This is a genomic window from Nucisporomicrobium flavum, assembly GCF_016464385.1.
Taxonomy (GTDB): Bacteria; Actinomycetota; Actinomycetes; order Mycobacteriales; family Micromonosporaceae; genus Actinoplanes; species Actinoplanes flavus_A.
In genome coordinates this window covers 290,139-304,839 of sequence record NZ_JADMLH010000007.1, presented here as the reverse complement: position 1 = coordinate 304,839, position 14,701 = coordinate 290,139, and the positions used below count along the sequence as shown (strand labels likewise).

15 protein-coding genes and 1 pseudogene are annotated in these 14,701 nt (G+C 71.5%); 12 read left to right on the top strand and 4 right to left on the bottom strand.

Annotation, left to right across the window (positions count from 1 at the left end):
• Nucleotides 1-180 precede the first annotated feature (180 nt).
• The 5 genes and pseudogenes from dop to prcA all read left to right on the top strand — a co-directional run bounded on the left by dop (nt 181) and on the right by prcA (nt 4,115).
• Nucleotides 181-1,698, top strand: a complete 1,518-nt coding sequence (gene dop, locus IT780_RS19410; protein ID WP_372443729.1) for a depupylase/deamidase Dop — start codon at nt 181-183, stop codon at nt 1,696-1,698.
• A gap of 256 nt (nt 1,699-1,954) precedes the next feature.
• Nucleotides 1,955-2,170, top strand: coding sequence for a ubiquitin-like protein Pup (locus tag IT780_RS19405; RefSeq protein WP_023364349.1), 216 nt, complete (start codon nt 1,955-1,957; stop codon nt 2,168-2,170).
• Between the two features lie 73 nt (nt 2,171-2,243).
• Nucleotides 2,244-2,423, top strand: a pseudogene (locus IT780_RS19400) (endonuclease VII domain-containing protein); the annotation flags it as partial.
• Nucleotides 2,342-3,181, top strand: coding sequence for a proteasome subunit beta (prcB, locus tag IT780_RS19395; protein ID WP_199512995.1), 840 nt, complete (start codon nt 2,342-2,344; stop codon nt 3,179-3,181). The pseudogene IT780_RS19400 and the gene prcB, both read left to right, overlap by 82 nt.
• A 97-nt stretch (nt 3,182-3,278) precedes the next feature.
• The gene (gene prcA, locus IT780_RS19390; protein WP_199512994.1) at nt 3,279-4,115 is read left to right on the top strand and encodes a proteasome subunit alpha; all 837 of its coding nucleotides are present in this window, start codon (nt 3,279-3,281) and stop codon (nt 4,113-4,115) included.
• Between the two features lie 365 nt (nt 4,116-4,480).
• On the opposite strand, the gene IT780_RS19385 is transcribed toward prcA, so the two are convergent.
• Both IT780_RS19385 and rfbB read right to left on the bottom strand, forming a co-directional pair.
• Nucleotides 4,481-5,224 (bottom strand): SDR family NAD(P)-dependent oxidoreductase, encoded by a 744-nt coding sequence (locus IT780_RS19385; protein WP_199513109.1) that lies wholly within the window; start codon nt 5,222-5,224, stop codon nt 4,481-4,483.
• Between the two features lie 452 nt (nt 5,225-5,676).
• The gene (rfbB, locus tag IT780_RS19380; protein WP_199512993.1) at nt 5,677-6,651 is read right to left on the bottom strand and encodes a dTDP-glucose 4,6-dehydratase; all 975 of its coding nucleotides are present in this window, start codon (nt 6,649-6,651) and stop codon (nt 5,677-5,679) included.
• A 118-nt stretch (nt 6,652-6,769) separates the two neighbouring features.
• Between rfbB and pafA the strand changes: the two genes are divergently transcribed.
• Nucleotides 6,770-8,128 carry a Pup--protein ligase gene (gene pafA, locus IT780_RS19375; protein ID WP_199512992.1) on the top strand — a complete coding sequence of 453 codons (1,359 nt, stop codon included), beginning with the start codon at nt 6,770-6,772 and terminating at the stop codon, nt 8,126-8,128.
• Between the two features lie 22 nt (nt 8,129-8,150).
• Nucleotides 8,151-8,366, top strand: coding sequence for a hypothetical protein (locus IT780_RS19370; protein ID WP_199513121.1), 216 nt, complete (start codon nt 8,151-8,153; stop codon nt 8,364-8,366).
• Between the two features lie 74 nt (nt 8,367-8,440).
• On the opposite strand, the gene IT780_RS19365 is transcribed toward IT780_RS19370, so the two are convergent.
• Both IT780_RS19365 and IT780_RS19360 read right to left on the bottom strand, forming a co-directional pair.
• Nucleotides 8,441-9,526 (bottom strand): DUF3866 family protein, encoded by a 1,086-nt coding sequence (locus IT780_RS19365; RefSeq protein WP_199512991.1) that lies wholly within the window; start codon nt 9,524-9,526, stop codon nt 8,441-8,443.
• A gap of 10 nt (nt 9,527-9,536) precedes the next feature.
• Nucleotides 9,537-10,520: a cation diffusion facilitator family transporter gene (locus tag IT780_RS19360; protein ID WP_199513108.1), complete on the bottom strand. Its 984-nt coding sequence runs from the start codon at nt 10,518-10,520 to the stop codon at nt 9,537-9,539.
• A gap of 167 nt (nt 10,521-10,687) precedes the next feature.
• On the opposite strand from IT780_RS19360, the gene IT780_RS19355 reads away from it, so the two are divergent.
• The 5 genes from IT780_RS19355 to tatC all read left to right on the top strand — a co-directional run bounded on the left by IT780_RS19355 (nt 10,688) and on the right by tatC (nt 14,613).
• Nucleotides 10,688-11,683, top strand: coding sequence for a helix-turn-helix transcriptional regulator (locus tag IT780_RS19355; RefSeq protein WP_199512990.1), 996 nt, complete (start codon nt 10,688-10,690; stop codon nt 11,681-11,683).
• Entirely contained in the window at nt 11,683-12,666 is a 984-nt protein-coding gene (locus IT780_RS19350) for a helix-turn-helix transcriptional regulator (protein ID WP_199512989.1), read from the top strand. The genes IT780_RS19355 and IT780_RS19350 overlap by 1 nt, the downstream gene beginning before the upstream one ends.
• Before the next feature lie 174 nt (nt 12,667-12,840).
• Nucleotides 12,841-13,131, top strand: a complete 291-nt coding sequence (locus IT780_RS19345) for a hypothetical protein (RefSeq protein WP_199512988.1) — start codon at nt 12,841-12,843, stop codon at nt 13,129-13,131.
• 147 nt (nt 13,132-13,278) lie between these two features.
• Nucleotides 13,279-13,644 (top strand): Sec-independent protein translocase subunit TatA, encoded by a 366-nt coding sequence (gene tatA, locus IT780_RS19340; RefSeq protein ID WP_199512987.1) that lies wholly within the window; start codon nt 13,279-13,281, stop codon nt 13,642-13,644.
• Nucleotides 13,645-13,650: 6 nt separating this feature from the next.
• Nucleotides 13,651-14,613, top strand: coding sequence for a twin-arginine translocase subunit TatC (tatC, locus tag IT780_RS19335; RefSeq protein ID WP_199512986.1), 963 nt, complete (start codon nt 13,651-13,653; stop codon nt 14,611-14,613).
• Nucleotides 14,614-14,701: the final 88 nt, after the last annotated feature.

Here is a 14,701-nt window from a genome sequence, read left to right as displayed (position 1 = left end):
GCCAGCAACCCCGGTCAATACCTGTAGCCGGCTCCGGGGGCGCGGGCGGAGGGCTCCCCCCCCCGCCCGCGCTGTCTCTACTCAGAGTGCTTCCCCGGGTACGGCCCGGGGCGATAACCGACACCGGAGCGTCTAGGCTCGATACATGGGCAACGGCAGCACAGCGGGCGGAGTGGTCGCATGAGCGTTCGGCGGATTATGGGCACCGAGGTCGAGTACGGCATTTCCGTGCCCGGGCAGCCCGGCGCCAACCCGATGGTCACGTCCTCCCAGGTCGTCAACGCCTACGGCGCCCGGCCCGAGCTCAACCGGGGTGGCCGCGCCCGCTGGGACTACGAGGAGGAGTCGCCGCTGCGCGACGCCCGCGGCTTCACGTACTCCGGGGCCGCGTACGACCCGGCGGACGCGCTCGCCGACGAGGACCTCGGCCTCGCCAACGTGATACTGACCAACGGCGCGCGGCTCTACGTCGACCACGCCCACCCCGAGTACAGCACCCCCGAATGCACCAACCCGCTCGACATCGTCCGCTGGGACAAGGCCGGCGAGCGTGTCATGGCGGAGGCGTCCCGGCGTGCCGCGACCATCCCCGGCACCCACCGCATCCAGCTCTACAAGAACAACACCGACAACAAGGGCGCCTCGTACGGCTCGCACGAGAACTACCTCATGCGCCGGCAGACCCCGTTCGCGGACATCGTGGCCCACCTGACGCCGTTCTTCGTGACCCGGCAGATCGTCGTCGGCGCCGGCCGCGTCGGCATCGGCCAGGACGGCTCCGGCTCCGGCTTCCAGATCTCGTCGCGCGCCGACTTCTTCGAGGTGGAGGTCGGCCTCGAGACCACCCTCAAGCGGCCCATCATCAACACCCGCGACGAGCCGCACTCCGACGCCGACAAGTACCGCCGCCTGCACGTCATCATCGGCGACGCGAACCTCTCCGAGATCTCGACGTACCTGAAGATGGGTACCACCGCCCTGATCCTCAACATGATCGAGGAGAAGGTCTTCAGCGGCGATCTCGGCGTGGCCGACCCCGTCTCCGAACTGAAGGCGGTCAGCCACGACCCCTCGCTCAAGCACCTCATGCGCCTGCGCGACGGCCGCCGGCTCACCGCGCTCGACCTGCAGTGGGCGTACTACGAGCGCGCCAAGGCCTTCGTCGACGAGCGCTACGGCGACGACGCCGACGAGCAGACCGTCGACGTCCTGCGCCGCTGGGAGGACATCCTCACCAGGCTCGGCGACGACCCAATGTCCTGCTCCGACCAGCTCGACTGGGTCGCCAAGCTGCGCCTGCTCGAGGGCTACCGGGACCGCGAGAACCTCGCCTGGTCCTCACCGAAGCTCCAGCTGGTCGACCTCCAGTACTCCGACGTCCGTCCGGAGAAGGGTCTCTACCACCGCCTGGTGGCCCGGGGCTCGATGAAGACCCTCCTCGACCCCGAGGAGACCCGTCGCGCGATGGTGGAGCCGCCCGAGGACACCCGGGCGTACTTCCGCGGCCAGTGCCTCGCCCGGTACGCGTCCGAAGTGGTCGCGGCCAGCTGGGACTCGGTCATCTTCGACGTCGGCCGCGAGTCCCTCGTCCGGGTACCGATGATGGAACCCGAGCGGGGCACCAGGAAGCACGTCGGCGCCCTGTTCGACAAGTGCGACACGGCCAAGGACCTGCTCGAGGTGATCACGAGCCGCTGAGCGGTTCGTGCGGCCTCGCCGGCAGGGCCTGTGGGGGCCCGCGGGCGTTGCGGCCGTGGGCCTCGCAGGCAGGGCTGAGCGAGGCGCGCGGGCGTTGCGGCCGTGGGCTCTCAGGCAGGGCTGAGCGGGCCATGCGGGCGTTGCGGCCGTGCGGCTTCGCCGGCAGAGAAACACGGGGCCGCGCGGGCGTTTTCGTCGTACCCGCGAGGTAGGTTTTTCCCAACCCGAACCAGTTGGGTCTTGAAGGGGGACAGGGATGGCAACGCGAGACACCGGCGGTCAGTCGCAGTCCGGCAAGGGCAAGCGCGACGAGGAGATCGAGGACGTCACCACCGAGGCCAACCCGGAGGTAGCCGAGCGGCACGCCGAGATCACCGAGGACGTCGACGACCTGCTCGACGAGATCGACTCCGTCCTGGAGGAGAACGCCGAGGAGTTCGTGCGCGGGTATGTACAAAAAGGCGGAGAATAGGGCCTAAGGGTCAAATCGGACTTTAGCGACGCCGGACCGACACCTCGATCACGATCATCGCGTCGGTCCGGCGCGCGAGATATTGTGCTTCAACTGCGACGGCGGCACGGGGTGGCCGCGGGACGGTCCGCCAATCCCTGCCATCGTCTTCATGCTTGCGAAAGGAACCACGTGGCAGCGGGTTTTGATCCATCCGGGCGTCTTCCAGATGTGTTCACCAACGCGGGGACGTCATCCTTCACGCAGTTCCTGACCCAGGCCGCCCCCGAGCTCCTGCCGGGACGCCGGCCGTTGCCGCCGGGGCTGTCGGCCGACATCGCGCCGCACGCCACCACGATCGTCGCCATCGCCACCGCCGAGGGTGTCGTGATGGCCGGTGACCGGCGCGCCACCATGGGAAACCTCATCGCCAGCCGGGACATCGAGAAGGTGCACCCGGCCGACCCGTACTCGCTGATCGGCATTGCCGGCACCGCCGGCATCGGCATCGAGCTGATGCGGCTGTTCCAGGTGGAGCTCGAGCATTACGAGAAGATCGAGGGGACGATGCTCTCCCTCGACGGTAAGGCCAACCGGCTGGCGTCGATGGTGCGCGGCAACCTCGGCGCGGCCATGCAGGGCCTGGCCGTGGTTCCGCTCTTCGCCGGGTACGACCTGGCGCCGGCCGATCCGGGCCGGGCGGGGCGCATCTTCAGCTTCGACGTCGCGGGCGGGCTCTACGAGGAGACCGGCTACGACGCGATCGGCTCCGGCTCACTGTTCGCCAAGTCCGCGCTGAAGAAGAAGTACCGGGCGGGCGTCGGCACGCAGGACGCCATCCGGCTCGCGGTCGAGGCGCTCTACGACGCCGCGGACGACGACACGGCGACCGGCGGTCCCGACGTGACGCGCAAGATCTACCCGGTCGTGATGACCGCGACGGCGGACGGCACGCACCGGCTCACCGAGGCCGAGATCACCACGGTGGCCGAGGCAGTGGTCGCCGGACGGATGGAGAACCCGGGCGGCTGACCCGCGCGGTTCCGCCGCACCCCCTGGCCGTCGGCGCGCCCGCCGGGGCCGCCGACCCCTGGTCCACGACATCCGGTCATCGAAGGAGTAGCCACCCGTGGCCATGCAGTTCTACGCCTCACCCGAGCAGGTCCAGCGGGACCGCTCGGAGTACGCCCGCAAGGGCATCGCCCGCGGCCGCTCCGCCGTCGTGCTCACGTACGAGGGCGGCATCCTGCTGGTCGCCGAGAACCTCACCTCGCTGCGCAAGATCAGCGAGCTGTACGACAGGATCGGGTTCGCGGCCGTCGGCCGGTACAACGAGTTCGAGAGCCTGCGCCGCGCCGGCGTGCGCATGGCCGACATCAACGGCCTGCAGTTCGACCGTCGCGACGTGACGGGCCGTGCGCTGGCCAACGCCTACACGCAGACGCTCGGCGCGATCTTCTCGGAGACGCAGAAGCCGTACGAGGTGGAGATCTGCGTGGCGCAGGTCGGCTCCTCGCCGGAGACGGACGAGCTGTACCGGATCACGTACGACGGCTCGGTCATGGACGAGCCCGGCTTCATGGCGATGGGCGGCTCGGCCGAGGCCATCTCCACCGTCCTCAAGGAACGCCACGACGTGACCGCGGACCTGGCCTCGGCGCTGGCGCTGGCGGTCAAGGGCCTCGGCACGGTCGGCGGCGAGAACGGCGCCGAGCGCGAGCTGGACGCGTCCCGCCTCGAGGTCGCGGTCCTGGACCGCCGCCGCAAGGGCCGCACGTTCCGCCGCATCAGCGGCGCCGCGCTGGAGTCCCTGCTGGCCGGCGGCAAGGACCAGCCGGCGGACGACTCGGCGCCGGCCCAGGGCGACTCCGCGCCGCCCGCACCGGGCGAGGAGAAGCCGACCGTGTCGGCCGCGTCGGTGGACACGGAGGGCGCGCCCGAGGACGGCGCCGACGACAAGTCCTGACGAACCGATCGGCGCGGACCCCGGCCCGGAGCCGGGGCCGCGCCGGGTCGGTGCGGCCAGGGAGCGCTCCGGGCGCGGGGCGCCTTCGCCCGCGCTGTGCGAGGTTGCTTACGGCTGTGCCGTTCGGGGCCGCTTCGGTCCGCGTCGGACGGGCCGCTTCCGTCCGCGCGTTGGGCGGACTGCTTCGGCCTGCGTCGGGCGAGCCGCCTCCGCCCGCGCGTTGGGCGGACTGCGACGGCCCTCGTCGGACGGGCTGCCTCGGCCCGCGTCGGGCGGCCGCTTCGGGCCGCGTTGTATGGGCCGCTTCGGGCGGCGTTGGGCGGGCCGCGTTGTATGGGCCGCTTCGGGCGTGCCCGGGGTTCGGGTCAGATGGTGAAGCCGCCGTCCACGTTGATCGTGGCTCCTGTGATGTAGCGGCCGTCCGGGCCCGCCAGGAAGGCCACGGCAGCGGCTATGTCGGCCGGTGCGGCGTAATGCCCGAGGGCCGTCAAGCCGCTGATCGTGTCGGCGTTCGGGCCGTCGGCCGGGTTCAGCTCGGTGTCGGTGGGGCCCGGGTTGACCAGGTTGACCGTGATGCCGCGGCCGCCGAGTTCGCGTCCGAGTCCCTTGGTCAGGCCGGTCAGCGCCGTCTTGCTCATCGCGTACAGGGAGAAGCCGGGGAAGACCGCCCGCTCGGCCATGTTGCTGCCGATGTTGATGATCCGGCCGCCGGCCGGCATGCGGGGCACGGCGGCCTGGGAGGCGACGAAGGGTGCGCGGATGTTGACGGCGATGGTCTGTTCCAGGTCCTCGCGGGTCAGCTGCTCGACCGGTCCCAGGAGGAACGCGCCGGCGTTGTTGACCAGGATGTCGAGCCGGCCCAGTTCACCCGCGGCCCGGTCGACGGCGGCGACCACCGCGGCCGGGTCGGCGCTGTCCGCCCGGATGGCGATCGCGCGGGTTCCCGTGGCCTTGATCCGGTCCACGAGGTCGTCGGCGCTCTGCTGATCGTGCTGGAAGGTGAGTGCCACGTCGGCGCCGTCCTCGGCCAGGCGGAGCGCCACCGCGGCGCCGATGCCGCGGCCTCCGCCGGTGACCAGGGCTACCTTGCCGTCAAGTTCGTTGTTCATGACTCTGAGCCTGGCCGCTGCCGGGTCGATGTGCTGGCGGTGATCGGACGCAGCGTTGTCGGTCGCTGTGGGGCGACCGGAGCGCGGCGCGCCGAGCTTGCGCCGGACCGACCTGAGCGCGCCGAGCTTGCGCCGGACCGACCTGAGCGCGCCGAGCTTGCGCCGGACCGACCTGAGCGCGCCGAGCTTGCGCCGGACCGACCTGAGCGCGCCGAGCTTGCGCCGGACCGACCTGAGCGCGCCGAGCTTGCGCCGGACCGACCTGAGCGCGCCGAGCTTGCGCCGGACCGACCTGAGCGCGCCGAGCTTGCGCCGGACCGACCTGAGCGCGCCGAGCCGGCACCCCACCGGCCGGAGCGCGCCGAGCCGGCCAAGTGCGCCGAGCCGGCGCCGGACCGGCCGGTTGCGTCAGAGACGCGGGCCTGGGGCTGCCGGCACCTCGCGCTGCACGGTCAGTCGATGACCAGGGGGCGCCACCAGTCCGCGTTGTCGCGGTACCACTGGATCGTCTCCGCCAGCCCCGCCCGGAAGTCCACCTGCGGCCGGTAGCCGAGTTCGTCGCGGATCTTCGTGTCGTCGAGGGCGTACCGGCGGTCGTGGCCCTTGCGGTCCTCGACGTGCTGGACCCGGTCCCAGCCGGTGTCGCAGGCCTCCAGCAGCAGGCCTGTCAGGTCGCGGTTGGTCAGTTCCTCGTTGCCGCCGATGTGGTAGATCTCGCCGGGCCGGCCCGCCTGCAGGACGAGCGCCGTGCCGCGGCAGTGGTCGGTGACGTGGATCCAGTCCCGGGCCTGGTTGCCGTCGCCGTAGAGGGGGACCGGGCGGCCCTCCAGCAGGTTGGTGACGAAGCGGGGGATGAGCTTCTCCGGGTGCTGGTACGGGCCGTAATTGTTCGCACAGCGGGTAACCGTCACGGGCAGCCCGTGCGTACGGTGATATGCCAGCGCGAGCAGATCCGCGCCCGCCTTGGTCGCCGCGTACGGAGAGTTGGGGGCGAGCGGGGCCGTCTCCGTCCAGGAACCCGACTCGATGGAGCCGTAGACCTCGTCCGTCGACACGTGCACGAACCTCTCCACGCCGTGCCGGCGGGCCGCGTCGAGCAGGACCTGGGTGCCCACCACGTTGGTCGTGGCGAACTCGGACGCCTCCTGGATCGAGCGGTCGACGTGGGATTCCGCCGCGAAGTGGACGACGTGGTCGTGCTTCCTGAGCACCGAGTCGACGAGAGCCGCGTCGCAGATGTCACCGGGGACGAAGTCGAGGCGCTTGCTCTCCGCCACGGGACCGAGGTTGGCGAAGTTCCCGGCGTACGTGAGCTTGTCGAGGACCGTGACCCGCGCGCCCTCCAGGCCCGGCAGTTCGTCGCGGAGGACGCCGCGGGCGAAGCTGGACCCGATGAAGCCGGCACCGCCGGTGATCAGAAGATTCATCAAGTCGGCAGTGTATCCGCAGGTGGCGGGCCTGTGGCCAGGGAATACCACGCAGTGCTGCGGTGAAAGGGCGCGTTGTCACTGCCGTTCCATGCCGTTCTGCGGCTAGTGTTTCGACATGGAACGGCGAATTTTCGGCCTCGAAACCGAGTACGGAGTCACGTGCACCTACCGGGGGCAGCGGCGGCTGTCTCCGGACGAGGTGGCCCGCTACCTGTTCCGCCGAGTGGTGTCCTGGGGACGCAGCAGCAACGTCTTCCTCCGCAACGGTGCCCGCCTCTACCTCGACGTCGGTTCCCACCCTGAGTACGCGACCCCCGAGTGCGACAGCGTCACCGATCTCGTCGCCCACGACCGTGCCGGTGAGCGCATCCTGGAAGGCCTGCTCGTCGACGCCGAGAAGCGGCTGCACGACGAGGGGATCGCCGGGGAGATCTACCTGTTCAAGAACAACACCGACTCGGCCGGCAACTCGTACGGGTGCCACGAGAACTACCTCGTGTCGCGCCACGGAGAGTTCGGCCGGCTCGCCGACGTCCTCATCCCGTTCCTGGTGACCCGGCAGCTGATCTGCGGCGCCGGCAAGGTCCTGCAGACGCCGCGGGGTGCGGTGTTCTGCCTCTCGCAGCGTGCCGAGCACATCTGGGAGGGCGTCTCCAGCGCCACCACCCGCAGCCGGCCGATCATCAACACCCGCGACGAGCCGCACGCCGACGCCGAGCGCTACCGGCGCCTGCACGTCATCGTCGGCGACTCCAACATGAACGAGGTCACCACGCTGCTCAAGGTCGGCAGCGCCGACATCGTGCTGCGGATGATCGAGGCCGGCGTGGTCATGCGCGACCTGTCGCTGGAGAACCCGATCCGGGCGATCCGGGAGGTCAGCCACGACGTCACCGGCCGCCGCAAGATCCGGCTGGCGAACAACAAGGAGGTCAGCGCCCTCGAGATCCAGCAGGAGTACCTGGCGAAGGCGACCGAGTTCGTCGAGCGCCGCGGCGGCGACCAGACCGCGAAGCGGGTCGTCGAGCTGTGGGGCCGGGTGCTGTCGGCGATCGAGAGCGGCGACCTCGACCCGGTCTCCCGCGAGATCGACTGGGTGTCGAAGTACAAGCTGATCGAGCGCTACCAGGCCAAGCACGAGATCCCGATGTCGCACCCGAGGATCGCCCAGCTGGACCTGGCCTACCACGACGTGCGCCGCGGCCGCGGCCTGTACGCGCTGATGGAGAAGCGCAAGCAGGTCGACCGCATCTCCAACGATCTCGAAATCTTCGAGGCCAAGGAGACGCCGCCGCAGACCACGCGCGCGCGGCTGCGTGGCGAGTTCATCCGGCACGCCCAGGAGAAGCGCCGCGACTTCACCGTCGACTGGGTGCACCTCAAGCTGAACGACCAGGCGCAGCGCACGGTGCTGTGCAAGGACCCGTTCCGGGCGTACGACGAACGGGTCGAGCGCCTCATCGCCAGCATGTGACAGGGGCTAGGCTGGTCGGGCCATGACGACGCACGAGCCCGGCCAGCCGCCGTCCCCGGACAAGTCGCGGCGCAGCCTCGACGACATCCTGCGGGCGCGCGCCGGACGCCGCCGCGAGCGGATCCGCAGCGAGATCGCCCGCAACCGCAAGGGCGACCACCTCGTCCCCACGTGGGTGATGGCGGTGGCCGTCGCCGCGATGTTGCTCGCCTGGGCCTGGCTGATCTTCTCGTCCTGACCGCGGCCGGCGGACCGCCGCGCCGGCGGGCCCAGCGAGCCGGTGGGCCGGTGAGCGAGAGAGCCGGCGCGGGGTCAGACGGCGAGCAGTGACGCCGCGTGCCGGCCCGCCACCGCGGCGGACACGAAGTAGGCGTGATCCTCCGCCAGGCCGCGGCCCATGGTCGACAGCTTCACCGGGCTTTCCAGCAGCGCCGCGTCGAGGCCGTGCGTGGCGACCTCCACGATGCGGTGCAGCGTCGCCAGCGGCGCGAGCGCGTCGGTGACCTCCTTCGCCAGGTCCGCCGCCAGGTCGTCGGGGACCGGCAGGTCGGCGGGGACGAGCGCGACCTTCCCGTACGCGGTGAGGCTGTGGTGGGACAGGCCGCGGTGGCGGGGACGGGCGTCGGCGTCGGAGATGCGCAGGGAGCCCACCGGGCGGCCGCCGAGCGCGACGACCGCGTTGACCGCCTCGCCGAGGGCCACGCCGGAGAAGCCCCAGGTGGTGCCCGTGCCGAGGTTGCCGGGGCCTTGGGCGACGATCGCCACGTCGGCGTGCAGGACGTGCCGGGCCGCGAGCAGCCCGGTGTGGACCGTGCTCGCCTCCAGGTCGCCGCCGAACGCCTGGCCGGTGGTGACCGTGCCGGCGAGGTGGTCGCGCAGGCCGTCCAAGGTGCGGGAGAACCAGGCCGGCAGTGCGCCGCCGTCGGTCATCACGTACGCGACCTTCGCGTCGGGGCGGTCGGCGTGGATGCCGGCCAGGACGGCCGGCAGCGCGGAATGCAGGTCCGCCGTGACCACAGGCATGTCCTCGAGGGTCTCGGCGGCGGCCATCACCTCGCGGTGCGGGGAGGCTTCCTCGTCGACGCCCAGCCGGATGGCCTGCAGCGGCGTGTAGCGGGCCTTGACGAGGTGGCCGGCGTCGCGGGAGGTGGCGTCGCCGGCCGGGTCCGGGGGCAGGCGGTCAGGCAGGGCCACCACCAGCGCGTACCCGCCGGTGCCGAGGCCCATGACGAGCGCGCCCACGTTGAGCAGGACCCGGTCGCCGGGCTCCGGTGCCCCGGTCAGTTCGGGGTACGCGAGCGCCTTCAGCGGGCCGTCGTCGGTGGCGACCTCCAGCTCGACGGCTCCGCGCCACTGTCGTCGTACCGAAGAGACAATTCCCGACCGCCAGCGCACCATGGCGGCGACCCTATATGTCCACCCCGCCGTCGCGGTGGTTGAGGCCCGCCCGTCCGCGCGTCGGGTCGAGGAAGACGTAGCGGATGCCCGGGTAGCGGGCCCGCAGCCGCCGTTCGGCCTCGTCGGAGGCCTCCTCGATCTGGCCGCCGGTGATGTGGTCCTCGAAGTCGACCTTCGCCGCGACGAGGATCTCGCCGGGGCCCAGCTGCATGGTCAGCAGCGTCGGCACGGCCGTGACCACGTCGAGCGAGGCGAGGTCGTCGGCGATCTGGTTGTGCATGCGGCGCGGCACCGCGCGGCCGACCAGCAGCGACACGTTGGCCCGGGCCAGCACCGTGGCGACCACGAGCAGCAGCAGGCCGATGAGGATGGAGGCGATGCCGTCCCAGGTCTCGGAGCCGGTCAGCTGCGCCAGCCCGATGCCGCCGGCGGCGAGCAGCAGGCCGATCAGCGCCGCGGAGTCCTCGAAGTAGACGGCCTTGACGGTGGTGTCGGAGGTGAGCCGCAGGAAGCGGCGCTTGCTGATGCCCCAGCGCTCCGATTCCCCCTTCACCTGCCGCTGCGCCTTCAGCCAGGAGGTGCCCTCGGCGACGAACGAGACCGCCAGCACGATGTACGAGATCAGGTAGTGGCCGCTGTGCTCGCCGCTGAGGATCGTCGTCACGCCGTGGTAGATCGAGAACCCGGCGCCGCCGATGAACGTGAACAGCGCGGCGATGAACGCCCAGACGAAGCTTTCCTTGCCGTACCCGAAGGGGTGTTCCTCGTCGGCGGGCTTGCCGCCGCGGCGCAGGGCGACGAACAGGAACACCTCGGTGACCGTGTCGGCCAGCGAGTGCGCGGCCTCCGAGAGCATCGCGGCGGAGCCGGAGATCAGACCGGCGACGAACTTGGCGGCGGCGATCACCAGGTTGGCCAGCCCGGCCACGATGACGGTGCCGACGCTCTCGTTCTCCGGGCCGCCCCCGTCACCCGGTTCGGCGGGTGCCGGCAGCGCGGCCGCGGCGGCCAGGCCCACGGGTGCGGCGTCGGGGTCGTCCCGGGAGACGTCGGTGCGGGGGGTTTCGGTCACGCGAGCAGACTTCCCCTTGTCGGATACAGATAACCGCCCGCGGCCCGCGGATGCCGCCACATCCGCGCTGGGCTGCTAGCGTTTCGGTCGTGTCGCGGACCCGTACCGAGCGCCTGGTGAACCTGGTGATCTGTCTGCTGTCCACGCGACGGTTCCTGACCGCCGCGCAGATCGCCGCGACCGTGCCCGGGTACGAGCACGACCCGGAGGATCCGCGCGACCACGAGGCGTTCCAGCGCAAGTTCGAACGCGACAAGGCGGAGCTGCGCGAGCTGGGTGTGCCGCTGGAGACCGGGCTGGCGAGCGCCTTCGACACCGAGCATGGCTACCGGATCGCCCACCGCGAGTACGCGCTGCCCGACATCCCGCTCGAGCCCGACGAGGCCGCCGCGGTGGGCATCGCCGCGCGGCTGTGGCAGCACGCCGGTCTCGCGGCCGCCGCGTCGTCCGGGCTGGCGAAGCTGCGCGCCGCCGGGGTCGAGGTGGATCCGCAGGCCACGCTCGGGGTCGAGCCGGTGGTGACCGTCGACCCGGCGTTCGGGCCGCTGACCGCCGCGGCGCGGGCCCGGCGCGCGGTGACGTTCTCCTATCGCGTACCGGAGGTGGACGAGCCGTCCACCCGCCGCCTGCAGCCGTGGGGCGTGGTGTGCTGGCAGGGCCGCTGGTACGTCGTCGGGCACGACCGCGACCGGGACGCCACCCGCTGCTTCCGCCTGTCCCGCATCGTCGGCTCGGTGCGCGCCGTGGGTCCGGAGGGCGCGTACACGCCGCCCGCGGACGTCGACCTGATCAGCCACGTCGCCCGCTGGTCGGGCCCGACGGAACGCACCGGCCGCGCCACCGTGCGGGTGCGTCCCGGGCGGGCCGCGGGGCTGCGGCGGCTGGCCGTCGAGACCGTGCCCGGGCCCGACGGCGACCGGCTGACGATCCCGTATTCCGACGTCGAGTGGCTGGCCTCGCGGCTGGTCGGGTACGGCGCCGACGTGCGCGCCGACGCCCCGCCGGAGCTGCGCGAGGCCGTCATCCAGCAGCTCAAGGAGGTCGTCGCCCGGCACGAGCCGGCCGCCGCGGGAGCGGTGTCGTGATGCCGCAGCAGCGCACCCCCGCGGGCCGCGCCTCCGCCGACCGGCTGGGACGGCTGCTCAACCTCGTGCCGTACCTGCTGGCCCGCCCCGGCATCGCGGTGGCCGAGGCCGCCGCCGACTTCCGGATCAGCGAGCGCCAGCTGCGTGAGGACCTGGAGCTGCTGTGGGTCTGCGGGCTGCCCGGGTACGGGCCCGGCGACCTGATCGACATGGCGCTCGACGGGGACCGGGTGACGATCACCTACGACGCGGGCATCGACCGGCCGCTGCGGCTCAACCCGGACGAGGCGCTCGCGCTGGTGGTGGCGCTGCGGATGCTGGCGGAGACCCCCGGCATCGGGTCCCGCGACGCGATCGAGCGGGCCCTCGCGAAGATCGAGAACGCCGCCGGGGACCTCGCCGACGCGCCGGTGGCCGTCCGCCTGCCAGCGAACACGCAGCGCGTGGACGCCATCCGCGGGATCGTCGAGCGCCGCCACGCCATGCGCATCACCTATTACACGCCCGCGCGGGACGAGACCACCGAGCGCATCGTCGACCCGATGCGCGTGCTGATGGTCGGCAACCGCGCGTACCTGGAGGCCTGGTGCCGGCGCGCCGAGGGCACCCGGCTGTTCCGCCTCGACCGCATCGACGCGTTCACCGAGCTGGACGAGCCGGCCGCCCCGCCGGCCCGCGCGGTGCCGCACGACGTGACCGACGGCGTGTTCCACCCGAGCCAGGACCTGCCGCTGGTGACCGTCCGCGTCGGTCGCGGCAGCCGCTGGATCACCGAGTACTACCCGTGCGAGGAGGTCCGCCGCGACGGCGACGAGTGGGTCGTGACGATGCGCGTGACCGACCTCGGCTGGGCGCAGCGCCTGCTGCTCGGCCTCGGGTCCGACGTGACGGTCGTCGGCCCGGCGGCGCTGGTCGAGCGCATCCGCGAACAGGCCGCGCTGGCCCTGGACCAGTACGCGGCCCCCGCGACCGGTAACGCCTAGTGCCTGCCCTGCGGTCCAGGGCGACGCCGAGCCGAGGTCGAGGTTTCGCGTCGCAAGCGTGGCGGACGGTCGGATACCGGGGTTGTATCCGGCCGTCCGGCACGTGCCGCGAGGCGGAAGCTGGGCCCGGCGCAGGCCGTCCTGGCCCGCAGGGCAGGCACTAAAGTGTCCGCCATGGTGTTGTGGATCGTCATCGGCGTCGTGGTGCTCGGGCTCGTCATTCTCGGCGCGGCGGTGATGGCCGTGATGGGCCGGCTGTCGGCGCTGGACCGGGCGATGCGGCGGCTGCTGCTGCGCCGCGAGCAGGCCGAGAAGCTGCAGGCCGGCGCCGCCGCGCTGGAGCGGTCGGTGGCCGAGCTGCAGGAGCGGGCCACCATCGCCGAGGAGCAGGTCGCCATCATCAAGGCGGGACGCGGCGCCTCCCACGGTAAACACTCCTCACAGAGTGCCGCGCTGCCGTGGTAGCGTGCGGCGTTCCCGGCGCGTTGTCCGAAAATTCCTCGGACCGGCGGCCAAACAAACAGGTCCGGCAGGGGTCACTCGCAACAACCACACGTACGATGGACCCCGCACCGTCCTGACGCACCCTGATCCAACCGACTGGAGTTCCCCATGGGCGCCCTCAAGCCATGGCACATCGCCGTCTTCGTTGTCGTGCTCGTGCTGCTGTTCGGCGCGAAGCGCCTGCCGGACGCCGCCCGGTCCCTGGGCCGGTCGCTGCGGATCATCAAGGCGGAGACGAAGGGCCTCGTGGACGACGACACCAACGTCGCCGAGAAGGCCGAGCCGCAGTTCTCGCACCAGCCGCTGCCGCCGAACGCCGCCCCTCAGGGCTACGGGCAGCAGGGCTACCAGCAGCAGCCGGGTCAGCCGTACCACCAGCCGGGTCAGCCGTACCAGCAGCCGGGTCAGCCGTACCAGCAGCAGCCGCCGGCCCAGCCGTACGTCGACCCCGTGCAGCGCACCAACGACCGCTGACGCACCGTGGCCATCTCCCTGCGCCGTCAGGGGCCGAGCAAGTTCCAGCAGGCCGCCGACGGCTCGATGACGCTGATCGACCATGTCCGGGAGCTGCGTAACCGGCTCTTCTGGGCGGCGCTCGGCATCGTCGCCGGCCTCATCGTCGGCTTCATCATCTCCGGCTGGGTCTTCGACATCCTGCGGGAGCCGTACTGCTCGCTGGACAGCTCCTGGATCGTCAACTCCAAGGGTGAGCGGGTCTGCAACTTCGTCGTGCTCGGCGTCGTCGACCCGCTCATCGTCAAGCTGAAGATCGCCCTGTGGGTCGGCCTGATCGTCGGCTCACCCGTCTGGATGTTCCAGCTGTGGGCGTTCATCGCCCCGGGCCTGCACCGGCACGAACGCAAGTGGGCGTACGTCTTCGTCAGCATCGCGGCCCCGCTGTTCGTCGGCGGCGTCACGCTGGCCTACTTCGTCGTCAAGCACAGCCTGGCGTTCATCCAGGAAGCCGGCATCCTGGGCGTGACGACGCAGCTGGAGGTCGGCGCGTACGTCGGTTTCGTGACGAACATGCTGCTGATCTTCGGCGCGGCGTTCGAGTTCCCGCTCGTCCTGCTCATGCTGAACTTCACCGGCGTGGTCACGGCGCGGCGCCTGATGAGCTGGTGGCGGATCGTGGTGTTCCTGTCGTTCGCGTTCGCCGCGATCGCCACGCCGGACCCCGGCCCGTTCGGCATGACGCTGCTCGCGGCGTGCATGGTCGTGCTCTATCTGTTCGCGGTCGGCGTGGCGGCGATCAACGACAAGCGCAAGGGCCGCGGTAAGGAGATTTACGGCGACCTCGACGACGACCAGATCTCGCCGCTGGAGGAGGAGCGCGTCCCGGTGGGCGTGTCCGACCGCGTCGACGCTCCGTCGCCGGTGGAGGCGCCCGAGCCCGTGGCGCGGCCGCTGCCGCTGGAGAGCCGCTTCGACGACATGACGTAGCCGATGCCGGCCGGGGGACCGGCCGGCATCGCTCGGCACCTTCCGTATGTCGCGCCCCCAATCCTGTTGGGGGCGCTCTGCTGTCCAG